This window comes from Ensifer sp. Root142 (genome assembly GCF_001426785.1).
In the GTDB taxonomy this organism is placed as follows: domain Bacteria; phylum Pseudomonadota; class Alphaproteobacteria; order Rhizobiales; family Rhizobiaceae; genus Ensifer; species Ensifer canadensis.
Map to the genome: position 1 here is coordinate 340,810 of NZ_LMFK01000049.1, position 18,015 is coordinate 358,824.

The following is an 18,015-nucleotide window of genomic DNA, read 5'->3' on the forward strand; positions in this document are numbered from 1 at the left end:
TGCGTCAGGCTTTTGCCTCGTCGCGCGCGACCTCGAGCGTCAGCCCGTTGCGGCCGACAACCTTCACATTTTCTCCCGCATCCAGCGTCTGGCTGCTGACAGCCTGCCACCGTTCGCCGTGGGCGATCACATAGCCGCTGGCGCCGGCCCAGCTATCGACCTTGCCCGCCAGCCCGATCATCTGCTCGCCGCCGGTCACCACCGCATGGCGCCGCGCGCTGAAGGCGAGACGGGCGACGAGCAGGCTGAAACCGAGGCTGGCAATGCCGACGCCGGCAAGCATAGCCCATGAGACCTGCAGCCCCGGAGTGTCGGTATCGAAAAGGATCGCAGCGCCGAGAACCAGCGCCAGGGCGCCGCCGGCACCGAGTACACCGAAAGAAGGCGAATGCGCCTCCGCAACCATCAGGCCGACGCCGAGCAGGATCAAACCGAGACCGGCATAGCTCACCGGCAAAACGGCCAGTGCGTAGAGACCGAGCAGCAGGCAGATCCCGCCGACGGTGCCAGGCACGACCGATCCGGGGGTCAGGAACTCGAAGATCAGTCCATAGATGCCGATCATCATCAGAATGATCGCGATGTTCGGATCGGTGATCACCCCAAGCAGGCGCGTGCGCCAGTCGGGCACAAAAGCCTCCACGCCAAGCCCAGTCGTTTCAAGCGTGATATCCGCCTGCCCGACACGGACAATTCGCCCCTGCGCCTGCTTTAGCAGATCGTCGATGGAAGCGGCAGTGAAATCGACGACTTTCTCCTGAACGGCAGCAGCCGCAGACAGGCTCGCAGCCTCGCGCACAGCCCGTTCGGCCCAATCGGCATTGCGCCCGCGCAACTCGGCCAGTCCGCGGATATAGGCGACGGCATCGTTGATGAGCTTGGCCTCGATTGTCGTCTGGGTTGGCCGAGATTGGGCAGCAGTATCTTTGTCGTTCTCGCCGGGACGCTCGTCCTTCTGGCCGCCGAACATGTCTCCGCCGATAGCGATCGGCGTTGCCGCCCCGAGATTGGTTCCCGGCGCCATGGCAGCGATATGGCTTGCATAGAGGATGTAGGTGCCAGCGCTTGCCGCACGTGCTCCGCTGGGTGCAACGAAGCTCGCGACTGGAACGGATGATGCCAGGATCGCCTGGATGATTTCGCGCATGGAGGTATCGAGACCACCCGGCGTATCCATTTGGAGAACGACAAGCGGCAGGTGCCGATCATTGGCCTTCTGCAATCCGCGTTTGATATATTCAGCCGATGCCGGACCGATCGCCCCCTTCAAAGACAGCACCAAAACAACCTTCTCGGTTTCTGGCGCGGACGCGGCGGGAAACACGAATGCTGATATCAGCGACAGCAACAGGGTGAGGACTCGCAACATCTGTCGTCAAAGCCTCGGATACCGGGCGCCCTCCGGCGAAGGCCGCCCACGCAGCAATATTAACACACCATAAAGTTAAGACGAAGCACAACGCACCACCGCGCTGCGACCGGACAACCGGATGACAAAGCCCCGGATCGGGGCTATCTGCATGTCAGAACAATTGCCCCGGCTCGCGTAACAAACGACCATGGCGGCACTTGCCAAGACGAACCGCCTTCGATCTCGACAGGAACCCATCCGCTTGGAGACAACACTTTATCTTCCGATCAAGCGCTTCCTCGAAGAGGCGGGATACTCCGTCAAAGGTGAGGTCGGGGGCTGCGATATCCTTGCGCTCAGCGACGACGAGCCGCCGCTCGTCGTTATCTGCGAGCTGAAGCTGACGTTCAATCTGGAACTGGTGCTGCAGGCAGTGGATCGCGCCAATGCCGGTGACGAAGTTTGGATCGCAGCGCGTGTCTCGGCCAAGGGCAAAGGGCGGGAGAGCGACCGCCGCTTTCGCGATCTCTGCCGCCGGCTCGGGTTCGGCATGCTCGCCGTTGCCGACAACGGCACGGTCGACGTGATTGTTGCGGCATCGGCCGCCATGCCGCGCAGGAACCTGAAAAAGCGAGCGCGTCTCATCAAGGAACACCGCCGTCGCAAGGGCGACCCGACGCTCGGCGGCAGCACGCGCGCGCCGATCATGACCGCCTATCGCCAGCAGGCCCTCGCCTGCGCGGCGGCATTGCAGGATGGCAATCTACGTCCTCGCGACCTGCGTGAGGCCGCACCCGATGCCGCCAAGATCCTGCAAGGCAATGTCTATGGCTGGTTCGAACGGGTCGACCGCGGCATCTATGCGCTGACCGGAATGGGAGCTGAAGCACTTCGGCGCTGGCCGCAAGGCCGAGTATCGGGTGAGAATGATACCGCGGCGATGTCGACATGTTCCGAAGATTGACCCGGCTTGGAGACCAGCTATGAACCTTCCTCTTCGGCTGCTCTGTCTTGGTCTTGGATGGCTGATGATCGGTTTCGCCGTCGCCGGCATCTTTTTGCCGATCTTGCCAACCACGCCCTTTCTTCTCCTGGCGGCCGGCCTGTTCGCTCGCGCGTCGCCGCGACTTGAGCGCTGGCTGCTGGAACACCCGACCTTCGGTCCATCCTTGCGGCTCTGGCGGGAAAAAGGTGCGATACCGGCTCGGGCAAAGATCATAGCCATTTCGCTGATGGCTACGAGCTTCGCCTTCTTCTGCATCGTCAGCAAACCGAGCCTGCCGCTTGCGTCGGTTGTCGCCGGGGCGATGCTGCTCCCGGCCCTTTTTATCATCACCAGGCCGACCGCCTGAGGGGTCACCCCCTTCGCGGCGCATTTACCGGAAGCGACGATCAGAGATTGCTGGCGTGAAGCTCCATCATCGCGCGGCGAAGATCGTCGATCGGCGTCATGCCCGAGGTGCTTGTGCCTTCCAGCTCCTTCGGCATCTTCCAGCCGGGATCGATACCCTGCATGTTCGGCAGTTCGTGCGCGATGCCCTTGTGGCAATCGATGCAGGTCGCCTTGCCCGATAGCAGGTAGCGCGTGTGAATGGTGGCGGCCCGCTCCGTCTGCTTCTGCAGATCCATGGCAACAGAGGAATGGCAGTTGCGGCATTCCAGGCTGTCGTTGGCCTTCAGCCGCGCCCATTCGTGCTGGGCCAGTTCAAGCCGTTTTTCCAGAAATTTGGGGCGGGTGTTGATGGTGCCGAAGATCTTGCCCCAGACCTCCTTCGACGCCTGCATCTTGCGGGCGATCTTGTCGGTCCACTGATGCGGAACGTGACAATCCGGGCAGGAGGCGCGCACGCCGGAACGATTGGAAAAATGGATCGTGCGCGTCAGTTCCTCATAGACGTTGTCTTTCATCTCGTGACAGGAAGTGCAGAACTTCTCGGTATTGGTGATCTCCAGCGCCGTATTGAAGGCGCCCCAGAACATCACGCCACCGATGAAGCCGCCCAGCGTCAGAAAGCCGAGGCTGAGCGTGCCCGCCGGCGTGCTGACAAGCCGCCACGCCCACAGGATAAGTCTCCGGATCCGCTGCATGGGCTCACTCGCTTCCGGCCGGCTTGACGCCGAGTTCGCTCATGTCCTTGAAGACATTGTCGACCAATGGGCGAACATCCGCCTGCGGCACATGACATGCCGTGCAGAAGTAGCGCCGCGGCGAAACGTCGGCGATCATCTGCCCGTCGCGCGTCATGTAGTGCGTCACGCTGATCATCGGTGCGCCGCTATCCTGCGTGAACTCGCGTTTGTGGCAGGAGAGACAGCGGTTGGTATTGACCGAAAGCTGGTAACCCTCGATCGAGTGCGGGATGATCGGCGGCTGGTCCGGGTAGGCGCGCATCTTGCGTTTGTCATCGACCACCCATTTCGGCAAGCTCGCGGCAGCCCCGGTTTCCATCTGTGGTGTCGGGCCTTCAAGCTGCGGCACCATTTGCTGGACGACCTGGGCAATCGCCGTCGTCGTGACAAACATGACGAGGCCGATGGCAACGACCACCCATTCTGGTCGCTTCAAGCGACTGAGACGATCTTGACTGCGCATTTTTTGAAATCCGTCTGTTTGGAGATGGGATCCGTTGCGTCGAGTGTCACCTTGTTGATCAACTGGCTCGCATCGAACCACGGCACGAAGATCACGCCGGGCGGCATGCGATTGCGTCCGCGCGTGTCGATGCGTGAGCGGATCTCGCCGCGCCGCGACATGATCCGCACCTCCGCTCCCTGATTGATGCCGCGCTTGCGGGCGTCATCCGCATTCATGAAGCAGCGGGCGCCCGGAAAGGCGCGATAGAGCTCCGGCACACGCATCGTCATCGAACCCGAATGCCAGTGTTCGAGCACGCGACCCGTCACCAACCAGAGATCGAATTCCTCGTCGGGCGATTCCGCCGGCGGCTCGTAGGGCACCGCAAGAATGACCGCCTTGCCATCCGGGCGGCCGTAGAATTTCACGCCCTCGCCGGCCTTGACGTAGGGGTCGTAGCCCTCGCGATAGCGCCAGCGCGTCTCCTTGCCGTCGACCACCGGCCAACGCAGACCGCGTTCCTCGTGGTACCGGTCGTAGGGCGCGAGATCGTGACCATGGCCGCGACCGAAGGTGGCATATTCCTCGAACAGCCCCTTCTGGAGGTAGAAGCCGAAGGCTTCGGCCTCGTTGTTGGCGTAGTCGCCGCTGACTTCGCTTAAGGGGAAGCGGTTGACCTCACCGTTCTGGAACAGGACGTCATGCAGGCTCTTGCCCTTGAACTCTGGGTTGGCAGCGAGGATTTCGGCCGGCCAGACTTCGTCGGTTATAAAGCGCTTGGAGAACTCGACCATCTGCCAGAGATCCGAGCGCGCCTCGCCCGGCGCCTGCACCAGCTGGTGCCAGACATGGGTCCGCCGCTCGGCATTGCCGTAGGCGCCTTCCTTTTCCACCCACATGGCCGCCGGCAGGATGAGGTCGGCGCTCATGGCCGTGATCGTCGGATAGGCATCCGAGACCACGATGAAATTCTCCGGGTTTCGATAGCCTTGGTAGGTTTCGTTGCTGGTATTGGGGGCGGCCTGGACGTTGTTGTTGACCTGAACCCAGTAGAAGCTGAGCTTGCCATCCTTGAGCATGCGATCCTGCTCGACAGCGTGATAGCCGGGCTTTTCCGGGATGATCCCATGCGGAACGCGCCAGATCTCCTCGGCGTGCTTGCGGTGCTCCGGATTGGTGACGGTCATGTCGGCGGGCAGACGGTGGGCGAAGGTGCCAACCTCGCGCGCGGTGCCGCAGGCCGACGGCTGGCCGGTCAGCGAGAACGGGCTGTTGCCGGGCTCCGAGATCTTTCCGGTCAGAAGGTGAATGTTGTAGACCATCTGGTTGGCCCAGACGCCCCGCACATGCTGATTGAACCCCATGGTCCACAACGACATCACCTTGCGCTGCGGATCGGCGTAGAGTTCGGCGAGTTCCTCCAGAAACGCCGGGTCGACACCGGTCATCTCGGCGGTCTTCTCCAGAGTGTATTCCGACACGAACGCCTTGAACGCCTCGTAGTCCATCGGCTCCATCTTGCCGGGGTCGGATGAATTGGCCGCCTTAACTTCGATGGGATTGTCCGGACGCAGGCCATAGCCGATATCGGTGACGCCGCGCATGAAGGTGGTGTGTTTACGAACGAAGTCCTCGTTCACCCGGCCCTTCTCGATGATGTAATTGGCGATGTAGTTGAGGATCACCAGGTCGGTGCCGGGTTTGAACACCATCGGAATGTCGGCGAGGTCCATGCTGCGGTGGGTGAAGGTCGACAGAACAGCCACCTTCACATGCGACTGGCCCAGGCGGCGATCAGCAAGCCTTGTCCACAGGATCGGATGCATCTCCGCCATGTTCGAGCCCCAGAGCACGAAGGCGTCCGCATGTTCGAAGTCATCATAGCAGCCCATCGGCTCGTCCATGCCGAAGGTTCGCATGAAGGCGTAGGCCGCCGAGGCCATGCAGTGGCGGGCATTGGGGTCGAGGTTGTTCGAGCGGAAGCCGGCGCGCATCAGCTTCGTCGCAGCATAGCCCTCGAAGATCGTCCACTGGCCGGATCCGAACATGCCGACCGCCGTCGGCCCCTTTTCCTTCAGCACCTTCTTGCACTGTTCGGCCATGACGTCGAAGGCTTCGTCCCAGCTCACCGCCTCGAACTCGCCGTCCTTGCTGTAGGCGCCGTTCAGCTTGCGCAGCATCGGCGTCTTCAGCCGGTCGGAGCCATACATGATCTTGGAGAGGAAATAGCCCTTGATGCAGTTGAGGCCGCGGTTGACCTCGGCCTGCATGTCGCCATGGGTGGCAACGACCTGCCCCTCCTTGACGCCGACCATGACGCCGCAGCCGGTGCCGCAGAAGCGACAGGGCGCCTTCGACCACTTGATTTCGAGCGCGCTGATACCGCCGGGCACCGGTTGAGCGGCGGCGGGCAGTGCGATGCCGGCGGTGGCGGCGGCGATGCCGGCCGCGTGCGCCTTCAGGATATCACGCCGCGTCAGTTCGGTGGTCATCGTCCGTCACTCCTTCCGTTTCGACATGTTCGAAAACCATATTGGCCGCTACCACGCCCTCGAGCGTGGAGATCGTCGACAGGCATTCGCCAAGCATGCCGGTACTCGTTCCCTCGATGACGACGACAATCTTGCCGCCCTCATGGCCGTAAACCTCGACATTTGCCATGCGCGCCAGCGCGGCAAGGACAGCATCCTTCATCGCCGGAAGAGCGACGACGACGGCGCTTGAGATATGATATTGCCGGGAGGGATCAGGCATGGACGCCCTCCTGAACCCGATCCGCAATGCCGATTGCACCGACAGGACAGACGCCGATGCAGGCACCGCATCCGCTGCAACTGTTGACATCCACCTCTGGCAGGAACGGCCCGCCGGTCCGGGGCCGAAAGCGGATCGCCTGCTGCGGACAGGCATCGCGACAGGATTGGCAGGCGACGTTGTTGCGCGCGAGGCAGCCGTCGCCGATCGCAACGACATGGGCAAGCCGCGTTACGCCTTCGGCTGCGAATACCGGCTCCGGACAGGCCCGCGCACAGTCGCCGCAGAAGGTGCATTCGCCGCCTGAAAAATCGAGCGATGGACGCTCGTCCAGGAGCGAAATGATGCGGGTGGGACACTTTTCCACACATTGGCCGCAACCGGTGCATGCCGTCAGGCTTTCAAGCGTGACGCCCGGCGGCAGGACGCGCCTTCGCTCCGCCTGCCGGCCCAAGAACAATCCTCGTCTGGTTGTCATTGCCCCCATCGATCACCTCAATGCCCAAGCGGGCCCGGCGGGCCGTAAACGATCTGCAGCATCCAGACGATGAAGCCGTAACCGCCGACCACGCCGACGGCGACCAACGGCCAGATGCCAAAGGCAAGAACAAGAAATGTCAAAAGCTCCTGGCGCCGGCGAGATCGCGGCTCCTGCTCGGTCAAGTGCTGTGGAGGTAACTCTGACACGCCTGGCTCCCGGGCTCGTTGAACCGAAAGCATAGTAACAATCCGTGACAGAAAATAAAGCGGAACAAACTCTACTTTTGTAATCAAGAATAAAAATAACATCTGTCAATTCAACAAGATATTTGCCCTGGGAATTGCAGTGGTTCCTTGGAGAAAAACAGCGAAAATCAAACTTAGTATTTTTGTAAATTACAATATGAAAAGAACAATAGCAGAACAAAGAGCGGCGGCGACAGCTTGACGCGTGTGCTGGCAGTGCGCGCATGTTCGGTCTCGAAGCCATTGGTTTTCGAAGGCAACTCGATGATTCGTCGTTTGACCGCCGACGAGTTCGCCGGAGCCAAGACTCTGTGACGCGATAATACTTGCGCAGCCGACTGTTCTCGCTGCCGTCATGGTGAAGCGTCAACCCTCCCACCCCATCGCCGCGATTGCCGGTTGACAACCCGCCGGAGATGAGGACACATATTGCATTACAAAGGGATCAATTCCTTAATAAAGGAATATACGGAGGACTAGGGGTGCCGGACTTGCTTGTCAGCTTGTATTCGCCGACGCTCGCCAATCTCAAGCGGAAAACCGACACGACCGGCATTCGCATTCGCCCGGCGCTTCCGCCGGAAATGCATGTCGTCGTCGACTGGGTAAGGCAGAACTTCAGTGAGAATTGGGCGAGCGAGGTTTCGGTCGCCTTCTCCCGCCAGCCAATCGCCTGCCTGATCGCGGTGGAAGGTGGCAAGCTGCTTGGCTTTGCCTGCTACGACACGACGGCGCGCGGCTTCTTCGGCCCAACCGGGGTCGCCGGCGAGAGCCGTGGGCGCGGTATTGGCGTCGATCTGTTGACCGCATCGCTCGAGACCATGAAGACGCTCGGCCATGCCTATGCCTTTATCGGCGATGCCGGCCCGGTCGATTTCTACGCCAAGACCATCGGCGCCGTTGCCATCCCCGCCGCCGACAAAGGCATCTACGAAGGCATGCTTCGTAATCCATCCAAATAATCATCTGAACATCGGAGCTCTCCAATGGCATCGACACCGCTCGCCCTCTTCGTCGGCCTACCAAACCCAACACTCTCGGACGACGAGTTCGCCCTGTTTCGCGAAACCAACCCGCTCGGCCTCTTCGTCGGCCGGCGCAATCTGCGCGAGCCCGGCCAGGTCAAGATCCTGATCGAGCGCTTCCGCGAGGCGGTCGAGCGCGAAGACGCACCTGTCTTCACTGACCAGGAAGGCGGCCGCGTCCAGCATCTCGACGCCGGTCCCTGGCCGCTTTTCCGCAGCTTCGGCCAGTTTGCCGAACTGGCGCGCCATGACCTTGCGCTCGGCAAGAAGGCGCTTCGCCTGTCGTCCCAGGCAATGGGCACGATGGTGAGCGAACTCGGCCTCACCAGCGGCTGCTCGCCGGTCCTCGATCTCGTGTTCGAAACGACCAGCGCCGTCATCGGTGCGCGCTCCTTCGGTTCGGATCCGGACTTCATCGCCGCCCTCGGCCGCGAGGTGGTCGATGGCCTGCTTGAGACCGGCAACATGCCTGTCATGAAGCACATCCCCGGTCATGGCCGCGCCACACGCGACTCTCACAAGGAGCGCCCGGTCGTCGATGCATCGCGAGAAACGCTCGTCGCGACCGACTTCAAGCCTTTCGTTGCCCTCAAGGACACGCCCTGGGCGATGGTCGCTCACGTCGTCTACTCCGCCTATGACAGCGAGCTGCCAGCCTCGATCTCGCCGACGATGCATGAAGTGATCCGCAACGACATGGGCTATGAGGGCGTGCTGGTGTCCGATTGCATCTTCATGGAATCGCTGCGTGGCACCTTGCCCGAGCGTGTGAAGCAGGTGCTCGACGCCGGCTCCGACGTCGCACTTCACAGCCACGGCGATCTGGCCGAGAGCGAGGCTGCCGCCAAGGCCGCCCGTCCGCTGACAGAGGCCGCCCAGAAGCGCATCGCCGCCGGCCAGAGCCGGCTCGGCAAGCTCAAGGTCGACATTCGCGCGGCCCACGCCGAAGTCGAAGAGATGTTCAAGAGCGTTCTCGTCGCCTGACGAGACGCCACTCACAAATCAAGAGGGGAGAAACAATGAAAAAATCCATTCTCTGGGCAGCGACCGCGCTGACCTTTTTCGCAGCACCCGCCATGGCGCAGTCGATCCTGACGGTCAATATCGAGCCGGCCACGACCTGGGTTCGCAACTTCAACCCGTTCAACCAGACGTCGGCGCGCCAAAGCACGCTCGACTTCATCTACGAGCCGCTGGTCGTCTTCAATCGCTTCGATGACAACAAACCGGTCTTCCGGCTTGCCGAAAGCTTCAAGCTTGCCGACGATCTGAAAAGCATCGAGTTCAAGCTGCGCCCAAACCTGAAATGGTCCGATGGCAAGCCGCTGACGGCTGCTGACGTCAAGTTCACCTACGACTACCTGAAGAAGTTCCCGGCGCTCGACTTCGTCAGCATCTGGACCTTCATCACCGGCGTCGAGGCCGTCGACGGCCAGACCGTTCGCTTCACGCTCGCCAATCCAAGCTCGCTTGCTGCCGAACAGCTTGCCCAGCTGCCGATCGTGCCGGAGCATGTCTGGAAGGATGTCGCCGAACCGGTGACCTTCGCCAACGAAACACCTGTTGGCAGCGGCCCGATGACGGAGATCCCGCGCTTCACCGGCCAGACCTACGACCAGTGCCGCAACCCGCACTATTGGGACGCCGCGCTCAAGGTCGATTGCATGCGCTTCCCGCAGCTCGCCGACAACAACCAGATCCTGACCGCGACCGCGTCGGGCACGCTCGACTGGGGCGTTTCCTTCATCCCGGATATCGAGAACGTCTACGTCGCCAAGGATCCGGAGCACTTCCATTTCTGGTACTCGCCGAGCAGCATGGTGGCATTCCTCTTCAACCAGGAAACCGCCAACGAGAACAACCGCAAGGCCTTCAACGACGTAAAATTCCGTCGTGCGGCCAGCATGGCGCTCGACCGTGGCACCATGGTCGACGTTGCCGGCTACGGCTATCCGACGCTCAACGAAGATCCGGCCGGCATGGGCGAACTCTACAAGAGCTGGGCTGATCCGTCGGTCGCGACCGACTTCGGCACCTACGGCAAGTACGACGCCGATGCTTCCAAGGCTCTGCTCGACGAGGCCGGCTATGTCGACAAGGACGGCGACGGTTTCCGCGACAATCCTGACGGTAGCAAGATCTCCTTCTCGATCATCGTGCCGAGCTCCTGGACCGACTGGATCGACACGGTGACGATCGCCGTCGAGGGCCTGCAAGCCGTCGGCCTCGATGCCAAGATCGAAACGCCGGAGGAAGCCGTATGGACCGGCAACCTTATCAACGGCACCTTCGACGCGGCGATTAACAGCCTGCCGGCCTCGGCCTCGCCCTATTATCCCTACAAGCGCGCCTTCAGCGCTTCGGACAAGGGCAAGACGCGCTTTACAGCGCAGCGTTGGTTCAATGACGATGTCGAGAAGCTTTTGACCGAGTTCACCCACACGGCTGACCTCGCCAAGCAGAAGGAAGCCATGAATAAGGCTCAGCGCATCGTCGCCGAGAACCTGCCGATCATGCCGGTCTTCAACAATCCAAACTGGTACCAGTACAACACCAAGCGCTTCAAAGGCTGGGTGACGGCCGAGACCCCGTTCGTCAATCCGTCGATCTCGCGGACCAACCCGGCGCGCCTGCTGCATTTGCTGGCACTCGAACCGGTCAACTAAACACCCCCAGGACTGGCGGGAGTGGCTCATCACCGGGCCGCTCCCGCTTTCGCGCCGGCCTCGGGAGCACAATAGCTCCGCGATTAAAGGCTTGCGCCATTTCAAAGCGTTTCTGCCGCCTTTCCTGCCGGTAACAGGGCCAGGGCGCAGTCGATGGAGTCCCCATGGCTTTCCTGCTTCGCCGCCTATGCTTCTATCTGGCAGCCTTCGTCGCGGCGGCCACGATCAACTTCTTTTTGCCGCGGCTGATGCCGGGCGACCCCGTGCAGATCATGTTTTCGAGCGCGGGCGCGGAGCTCCCCCCCGAGAGCCTGCAGGCGCTGAAGCTCACCTTCGGCTTCGTCGATGGCCCGCTCTGGCAGCAATATCTGACCTATCTCGGCAGCATCTTCAGCGGCGACCTCGGCCGCTCGATCAAATATTTCCCGCTTCCGGTGACGACGGTTCTCGGCAACGCGCTGGTCTGGACGGTCGGCCTGATGGGCACGGCGATCATCATCAGCTTCACGCTGGGAACCTTCCTCGGCATTCTCGCCGCCTGGCGCCGCGGCAGCCTTTTCGACGTCATCGTTTCGGTCGGCGCGATCTTCGCGACCTCGGTTCCCGCCGTCGTTACGTCGCTGATCGTCGTCTTCTTCTTCGGCTTCACGCTCAACTGGTTCCCGACGGGCTACGCCGCCGACCCGGCGCTCGACCCGGCCTTTACGCTGCAATATCTCGGTAGTGTGCTTTATCACGGCATTCTGCCGATGCTGACGCTCTGCACGGTGCTAACGGGTGGTTTCGCCGTCACCATGCGGAACAACATGATCAACCTGCTCGGCGAGGACTATATCGTCATGGCCCGCGCCAAGGGCCTGTCGGACGGGCATGTGATGCTCTGGTACGCGGCACGCAACGCGCTGCTGCCGACCGTGTCGAGCCTTGCCATCGCCATCGGCACGATCCTCGGCGGCTCGCTGGTGACCGAAGTCGTGTTCAACTATCCGGGCCTCGGCAACATCCTCTACCAGGCGATCCTTGCCCGCGACTACCCGGTCATCCAGGGACAGCTCCTGATCATGACCGCGACCATGCTGGTTGCCAATTTCATCGTCGACGTCAGCTATGTGCTGCTCGACCCCCGACTGAAGAAGGCGTGAGATGAAGACCAACCCCTTCGGATTGATCCGCAATCGCAAGGCTCTGGTCGGCGTCGCCATCATCGCCTTCATCCTTCTCGTGGCGATCGCCGCACCGCTGCTTACCCCTTACGATCCGGGTGCCCGCGTCGGACGGCCGCATCAGGCGCCGTCGCTTGCCCACTGGCTCGGCACCACCCGCATCGGCCAGGATGTGTTCACGCGGCTGATCTATGGCGCCCGCACCTCGCTTGCCGTCGGCTTCGGCGCAGGCCTGCTCATCACAATCGTCGGCACGGCGCTCGGCATTTTCGCCGGCTATCGCGGCGGCAAGGTCGACGAAGTCATCAGCTTCTTCACCAACATGGTGCTAGTCGTTCCCAACCTGCCGCTGCTCCTGGTGCTCGCCGCCTTCATCGGTCAGGCCAGCCCCTGGGTCATCGCGCTGATCCTTGGCGGAACCTCCTGGGCCTGGGGTGCCCGCGTCACCCGCGCCGAAACGCTTTCCGTCAAGCAGAAGGACTACGTCAAATCGGCCGAGATGATGGGCGAGCCGCGTTGGCGGATCATGACCTTCGAGATCTTCCCGAACTTGATCTCGATCGTCGGCATCAACTTCATCGGCAGCGTCATTTTCGCGATCATCACCCAGGCGACGCTCGAGTTTCTCGGCCTTGGCGACCCGAAGGTCGTCTCCTGGGGCACCATGCTCTATGCCGCGCAGAAGGCGTCGGCGCTTTCGGTCGGCGCGTGGTGGGACATTCTCACGCCCTGCTTTGCGCTTGCCTTTCTCGGTATCGGCCTGTCGCTCCTGAACTTTGCCGTCGACGAGATCGCCAATCCGCGGCTGCGCACTGGCAATCGCCTCGGTCGCTGGTCCGCTCTCATCCGCTCCGGGGAGGGTCGCCTGTGACCGCGCCACTGCTATCCGTCAAAAACCTGACGATCGACTATATCGGCGAGGAAAAGGATTTTCGCGCCGTCGACAATGTCAGCTTCGACGTCGCTCCCGGCGAGGTCTTCGGCCTTGCCGGCGAATCCGGTTGCGGCAAGAGCACCATTGCCTTTGCCATCAGCCGGCTACACAAGCCGCCGGCGCTGATCAGGAGGGAAAGCACCATTCTGCTGAATGGCCGCAACGTGCTCGACCTAGATGACAAGGCCTTGCGCGATTTTCGCTGGCGCGAGGTCGCCATGGTATTTCAGAGCGCGATGAACTCGCTCAATCCGGTGCTGCGCATCGAGCAGCAATTCTACGACGTGCTGAAGACCCACAAGGGCATGAGCCGTGCGCAGGCGCGCGACCGCACCGCCGAAATGCTGAAGCTCGTCGACATCGCACCGGACCGCATGCGCGACTACCCGCATCAGTTTTCAGGCGGGATGCGCCAGCGCATCGTCATCGCCATCTGCCTGGCGCTCGACCCGAGGCTCGTGGTCATGGACGAGCCGACGACGGCGCTCGATGTCGTCGTCCAGCGCGAAATCCTGCAGCGCATCAACGAGCTGCGCCGCAGCCTCGGCTTCGCCGTTCTGTTCATCACCCACGATCTCGGCCTGATGGTGCAGTTCTGCGACCGGATCGGCATCATGCTCGCCGGCAAGCTCGTCGAGCAGAACACGGCGGAGGCGATCTACGGATCGCCGCAGCACGACTACACAAAACAACTTTGGGCCTCCTTCCCGTCGCTCCATGGAGGTGTCCTGCTATGACCGCCCAGCCAACCCCGATCCTTGCGCTTGACAGGGTCACCAAGACATTCGGCCACGGTCCGGGCGCAGTCCATGCGGCCCGCTCGATCTCGTTTTCGCTGCATGCAGGCCGCGCGCTCGCCCTCGTCGGCGAGTCAGGCAGCGGCAAGACCACCTGCGCGCGCATGGCGATGCGCGAATATATGCCGACGGAGGGAAAGATCCTCTTCAGGGGCGAGCCGGTCGACGGCGCCAGCCCGGCCGAGACGGTCCTCTACCGACGCGCGGTGCAGATGATCTTCCAGGACCCGTTCGCCTCGCTCAACCCGGCTCATACCATCGCCTATCATTTGAAGCGGCCGCTGCTGCTGCACCGCCCGGATATCAAGCGTTCCGAGATCGACGCGACGGTTCGCGCGCTGCTGCAACAGGTGAAACTCGACCCCGACCTCGTCGCGCCCAAATATCCGCACGAGCTTTCCGGCGGCCAGCGCCAGCGCGTCAATATCGCCCGCGCGCTTGCCGCCAAGCCGGAAGTGATCGTCGCCGACGAGCCGACGTCGATGCTCGACGTCTCTGTTCGCCTCGGCGTGCTCAATCTTTTGAGCGAGATGAAGCAGCAGATGAAGCTCGGTCTGCTCTACATCACCCACGACATCGCAACCGCCCGTTACGTCGCCGAGGATATCGCCGTCATGTATGCCGGCCAGATCGTCGAATGGGGCAATGTCGGCAAGGTGATCGACAACCCCGCTCACCCCTATACCAAGCTGCTGCTCTCTGCCGTGCCTGACCCGGATATCCGCTTCGACGACCCGAGCGTTCGGCTGCGTCCGGAGGATGTCGAAGAGATCCGGCGCAAATCCGCGATGACGCAGGACCGTATCGTCGAAGTGGATACGGACCACTTCGTTCGCGCGGCCTAAATCGGCGGCGCTCTACCCGAAGCTATCCTCCCAGGACAGCAAAAGACAAAACGCCCCGCTCGAAAGCGGGCGTTTTGTCTTTGCAACCGTTAGCGATTGCATACGCTTGGAGACAGAGCGTGCATGGCGTGCCGCTACAGCACGCCATGACACATGCTCAGGCCGCCTTCATCTGGTTTTCGACATCGGTCGGAACCGTCGAGATCGTCTTCAGGATCTGCGAAGCGATCTGGTAGGGGTCGCCTTGCGAGTTCGGGCGGCGATCTTCGAGGTAGCCGCGGTAGTCGTTGTTGACGAAGCTGTGCGGGACGCGGATCGAAGCGCCGCGGTCAGCCACGCCGTAGCTGAACTGGTGGATCGACTGCGTCTCGTGCTTGCCGGTCAGGCGCATATGGTTGTCGGGTCCGTAGACGGCGATGTGATCCGCGCGGGCGTCCTCGAAAGCCGACATCAGGTTTTCGAAGTAGTCCTTGCCACCGACGTCGCGCATGAAGGCGGTCGAGAAGTTGGCATGCATGCCCGAGCCGTTCCAGTCGGTGTCGCCGAGCGGCTTGCAGTGATACTCGATATCGATGCCGTACTTTTCAGTCAGGCGCTGCAGCAGGTAGCGCGCCAGCCAGATTTCGTCGGCGGCCTTCTTGGAACCCTTGCCGAAGACCTGGAACTCCCATTGGCCCTTAGCCACTTCGGCATTGATGCCTTCGTGGTTGATGCCGGCCGCCAGGCAGATGTCGAGATGTTCTTCGACGATCTGGCGGGCGATATCGCCGACATTGCTGTAGCCGACACCGGTGTAGTACGGGCCCTGCGGTGCCGGGAAGCCGGTTTCCGGGAAGCCGAGCGGACGGCCGTTCTTGTAGAAGAAGTATTCCTGCTCGAAGCCGAACCAGGCGCTATCGTCTTCCATGACGGTTGCGCGGGTGTTGGACGGATGCGGCGTCTTGCCATCGGGCATCATGACTTCGCAGAGCACGAGAACGCCGTTCTTACGTTCGCTGTCGGGATAAACGGCGACAGGCTTCAGGACACAGTCCGAGCTCTTGCCTTCCGCCTGCATCGTCGAGCTTCCGTCGAAGCCCCAGAAAGGAAGCTCATCCAGCTTCGGGAATGCATCGAATTCCTTGATCAAGGTTTTTCCGCGGAGGTTCGGGGCCGGTGTGTACCCATCGAGCCAAATGTACTCGAGCTTATACTTTGTCATTGCGTTCTCTCACATGGCGCCATGATCTGGCTAAGTTCCGAAGCGGTCCGGCAGTCCAATTCAGCTGCCCAACAACCGGTACTCACAAGAAAGCATTAATCGTGCCAGTTCGCGTTTGCGCCGCCAAAGATCGAAAAATCAATGCCGGCAACATTCCCCGCGATGGATCGAAAGACGTGTCGAGATTAAGGATGAAGCGAATTGCACACAAAATAGGCATCGAACGCCGCGGTTTGAGGCACAGGCCCGGCGGAGTGCCGTAAACACCGGCGAATTGAGGCGACACAGCTGCGGCCGCCTTGCCGGATCGACAACAACCCGCGTCAAAAAGGCTGCTCGAAGAACAAGCACCGTCTCGCGGCTCGCTCAAATCGGCCGCTATGGATGTGAGTGATTATCCAGCAATCTCAGCCAACACGCGATAGAGCCGCTCATCGGTCGACTGCGCGACGTTGAAGCGCAGAAATCCTGCCGCCGAGCCGGAATGGCTGAAGGCATTGCCGGGTGCGAGAACGATATTGTGAGCCAGCGCCTTCTGCGCCAGCTCCGAGGCATCAAGGCCCTCCGGGAGCCGGCACCAGAGGAACATGCCGGCCTGCGGCTCGATCCAGGGCGCGATCCCGACCGCGGCCAGGCGCGCTGCCGTCTCGGTCATCGTCCGCGTCAGACGCAGCCGCAGCGCCTCCATGTGCTTTCGGTAGCTGCCATCGCGCAAAAGAGTGAGCACCAGTTCGGCGGCAAGACCAGGACCGCCGAACGTGGTCGCGATCTTGAGATCGGTCAGCCCCTCGATCCAGCCTCGGGGGGCGGCGATATAGCCGCAGCGCACCGACGCGGAGAGTGTCTTGGAAAAGCTGCCGATCTGCACCACACGGTCGAGGCCATCGAAGGCGGCAAGCCGTGACGCCGGCACATGCTCGAAATCGGCGAAGATGTCGTCCTCGACAACAGTCAATCCCGCCTGCTCGGCAAGCCGCAGCAGACGGTGCGCAATCACGGGAGAAAGTGTCGCGCCGGTCGGATTGTGGACGGCGGAATTGGTGATGTAAAGGCGAGGACGATGGATCTCCAAGACCTCGGCAAAACGTTCGAGATCGGGGCCGACAGGCGTATAGGGCACACTGACGACATTGACACGATGCGCCCGCAACAGCGCCTGGAAATTGAAGTAGCAGGGATCGTCGACGATGACGGTGTCGCCCGGTTCGAGCAGGAACCGGCAGAGAAGATCGATCGCCTGGGTGCCTGACTCGGTCAGGATGATCTGATCGGGCGATGCCTCGACACCATGCTCGGCCAGCCTTCGCGACAGCAACTGCCGCAGCGGTCGCAAGCCGAGCGGCGTGCCGTAATCCGTCAGGCTCGCGGCATCCGTGCGCGCGAGCGAGCGCAGCGCCCGCCTGAGCGCTGCCTCCGGCATCCAGGACGCCGGCAACCAGCCGCAACCGGGCTTCAGAACGTGGGCGTCCGTTTCAAGCGCCTGACGCGAAACCCAGAGAGGGTCGACTGCGCGGTCGAGCCGCGGTCCGACTTCCGTGAGCGACAACGGCGCCAGGGGGGCAGACACGAAAAAGCCGGAGCCGGGCCGCGACCGGATCACGCCTTCGGCCGCCAGACGCTCGTAAGCCTCGACAACCGTCGATTTGGAAACCCGCATCGTCCTGGCAAGCGCCCGAATGGACGGAAGCTTGGCGCCCGGCGTCAACGACCGGCTGGCAATGCGCTGCCGGATCGTGCCCATGACCCCGTCGAGCAAGGTTTCGCCGCCGATCTCCGTTTGTTGAAACGCCATCTGTATTGGACCTTCTCACAGGACAGTTTGGCGCAACTGTACCGCATTGTCTCTGGAAGAACCAGCGTCCCCAGCCGATACAGGTGGAAAAGGAGGTGGCATGAAAGCAGCCGCGTCCCAGGAGAGAACGGACCATTGAGATGCAGGTGATGATCGAGGGACAGTCACGCTTCCGGCCTTTCGGCT

At 61.8% G+C, this 18,015-nt stretch carries 18 protein-coding genes; 9 read left to right on the forward strand and 9 right to left on the reverse strand.

Annotation, left to right across the window (positions count from 1 at the left end; genetic code table 11):
* Positions 1 to 4 precede the first annotated feature (4 nt).
* A complete protein-coding gene (locus ASD52_RS36460) occupies positions 5 to 1,369 on the reverse strand; it encodes a nodulation protein NfeD (RefSeq protein ID WP_025428428.1) in 1,365 nt (454 codons plus the stop codon).
* A 244-nt stretch (positions 1,370 to 1,613) separates the two neighbouring features.
* Here ASD52_RS36460 and ASD52_RS36465 point away from each other — a divergent pair, with 244 nt between their 5' ends.
* Entirely contained in the window at positions 1,614 to 2,315 is a 702-nt protein-coding gene (locus ASD52_RS36465) for a DUF2161 family putative PD-(D/E)XK-type phosphodiesterase (RefSeq protein ID WP_025428427.1), read from the forward strand.
* 19 nt (positions 2,316 to 2,334) lie between these two features.
* On the forward strand, positions 2,335 to 2,703 hold the full coding sequence (locus ASD52_RS36470) for a YbaN family protein (protein WP_025428426.1): 369 nt from the start codon (positions 2,335 to 2,337) through the stop codon (positions 2,701 to 2,703).
* Between the two features lie 40 nt (positions 2,704 to 2,743).
* On the opposite strand, the gene ASD52_RS36475 is transcribed toward ASD52_RS36470, so the two are convergent.
* From ASD52_RS36475 to napE, 6 genes are read right to left on the reverse strand one after another with little or no spacing between them, the layout of a single operon-like run.
* Positions 2,744 to 3,439, reverse strand: coding sequence for a NapC/NirT family cytochrome c (locus ASD52_RS36475; protein WP_025428425.1), 696 nt, complete (start codon positions 3,437 to 3,439; stop codon positions 2,744 to 2,746).
* Positions 3,440 to 3,443: 4 nt separating this feature from the next.
* Complete coding sequence (locus ASD52_RS36480; RefSeq protein WP_038577799.1) at positions 3,444 to 3,944, reverse strand: nitrate reductase cytochrome c-type subunit; 501 nt, start codon at positions 3,942 to 3,944, stop codon at positions 3,444 to 3,446.
* Entirely contained in the window at positions 3,914 to 6,418 is a 2,505-nt protein-coding gene (gene napA, locus ASD52_RS36485; RefSeq protein ID WP_025428423.1) for a periplasmic nitrate reductase subunit alpha, read from the reverse strand. Before napA ends, ASD52_RS36480 begins: the two co-directional genes overlap by 31 nt.
* Positions 6,393 to 6,680, reverse strand: coding sequence for a chaperone NapD (locus tag ASD52_RS36490; protein WP_025428422.1), 288 nt, complete (start codon positions 6,678 to 6,680; stop codon positions 6,393 to 6,395). The genes napA and ASD52_RS36490 overlap by 26 nt, the downstream gene beginning before the upstream one ends.
* Positions 6,673 to 7,167, reverse strand: coding sequence for a ferredoxin-type protein NapF (gene napF, locus ASD52_RS38070; protein ID WP_081788922.1), 495 nt, complete (start codon positions 7,165 to 7,167; stop codon positions 6,673 to 6,675). The genes ASD52_RS36490 and napF overlap by 8 nt, the downstream gene beginning before the upstream one ends.
* A gap of 8 nt (positions 7,168 to 7,175) precedes the next feature.
* Positions 7,176 to 7,367, reverse strand: a complete 192-nt coding sequence (napE, locus tag ASD52_RS36500) for a periplasmic nitrate reductase, NapE protein (RefSeq protein WP_025428420.1) — start codon at positions 7,365 to 7,367, stop codon at positions 7,176 to 7,178.
* A gap of 521 nt (positions 7,368 to 7,888) precedes the next feature.
* Between napE and ASD52_RS36505 the strand changes: the two genes are divergently transcribed.
* The 7 genes from ASD52_RS36505 (at position 7,889) to ASD52_RS36535 (ending at position 14,836) form a co-directional block, all read left to right on the forward strand.
* Positions 7,889 to 8,368 (forward strand): GNAT family N-acetyltransferase, encoded by a 480-nt coding sequence (locus ASD52_RS36505; RefSeq protein ID WP_057208907.1) that lies wholly within the window; start codon positions 7,889 to 7,891, stop codon positions 8,366 to 8,368.
* Positions 8,369 to 8,392: 24 nt separating this feature from the next.
* The gene (locus ASD52_RS36510; RefSeq protein WP_057226802.1) at positions 8,393 to 9,415 is read left to right on the forward strand and encodes a glycoside hydrolase family 3 N-terminal domain-containing protein; all 1,023 of its coding nucleotides are present in this window, start codon (positions 8,393 to 8,395) and stop codon (positions 9,413 to 9,415) included.
* Positions 9,416 to 9,450: 35 nt separating this feature from the next.
* On the forward strand, positions 9,451 to 11,097 hold the full coding sequence (locus ASD52_RS36515) for an ABC transporter substrate-binding protein (RefSeq protein ID WP_057226805.1): 1,647 nt from the start codon (positions 9,451 to 9,453) through the stop codon (positions 11,095 to 11,097).
* A gap of 164 nt (positions 11,098 to 11,261) precedes the next feature.
* On the forward strand, positions 11,262 to 12,239 hold the full coding sequence (locus ASD52_RS36520; RefSeq protein ID WP_057226808.1) for an ABC transporter permease: 978 nt from the start codon (positions 11,262 to 11,264) through the stop codon (positions 12,237 to 12,239).
* 1 nt (position 12,240) lies between these two features.
* Positions 12,241 to 13,131: an ABC transporter permease gene (locus ASD52_RS36525; RefSeq protein ID WP_057226812.1), complete on the forward strand. Its 891-nt coding sequence runs from the start codon at positions 12,241 to 12,243 to the stop codon at positions 13,129 to 13,131.
* On the forward strand, positions 13,128 to 13,931 hold the full coding sequence (locus ASD52_RS36530) for an ABC transporter ATP-binding protein (protein ID WP_057226815.1): 804 nt from the start codon (positions 13,128 to 13,130) through the stop codon (positions 13,929 to 13,931). Before ASD52_RS36525 ends, ASD52_RS36530 begins: the two co-directional genes overlap by 4 nt.
* Positions 13,928 to 14,836 carry an ABC transporter ATP-binding protein gene (locus tag ASD52_RS36535; RefSeq protein WP_057226818.1) on the forward strand — a complete coding sequence of 303 codons (909 nt, stop codon included), beginning with the start codon at positions 13,928 to 13,930 and terminating at the stop codon, positions 14,834 to 14,836. Before ASD52_RS36530 ends, ASD52_RS36535 begins: the two co-directional genes overlap by 4 nt.
* Before the next feature lie 157 nt (positions 14,837 to 14,993).
* Here the strand turns inward: ASD52_RS36535 and ASD52_RS36540 are convergent, their stop codons facing one another.
* Both ASD52_RS36540 and ASD52_RS36545 read right to left on the reverse strand, forming a co-directional pair.
* Positions 14,994 to 16,037 (reverse strand): glutamine synthetase beta-grasp domain-containing protein, encoded by a 1,044-nt coding sequence (locus tag ASD52_RS36540; protein WP_057208895.1) that lies wholly within the window; start codon positions 16,035 to 16,037, stop codon positions 14,994 to 14,996.
* A gap of 394 nt (positions 16,038 to 16,431) precedes the next feature.
* On the reverse strand, positions 16,432 to 17,829 hold the full coding sequence (locus tag ASD52_RS36545) for a PLP-dependent aminotransferase family protein (protein WP_057226821.1): 1,398 nt from the start codon (positions 17,827 to 17,829) through the stop codon (positions 16,432 to 16,434).
* Positions 17,830 to 18,015 lie beyond the last annotated feature (186 nt).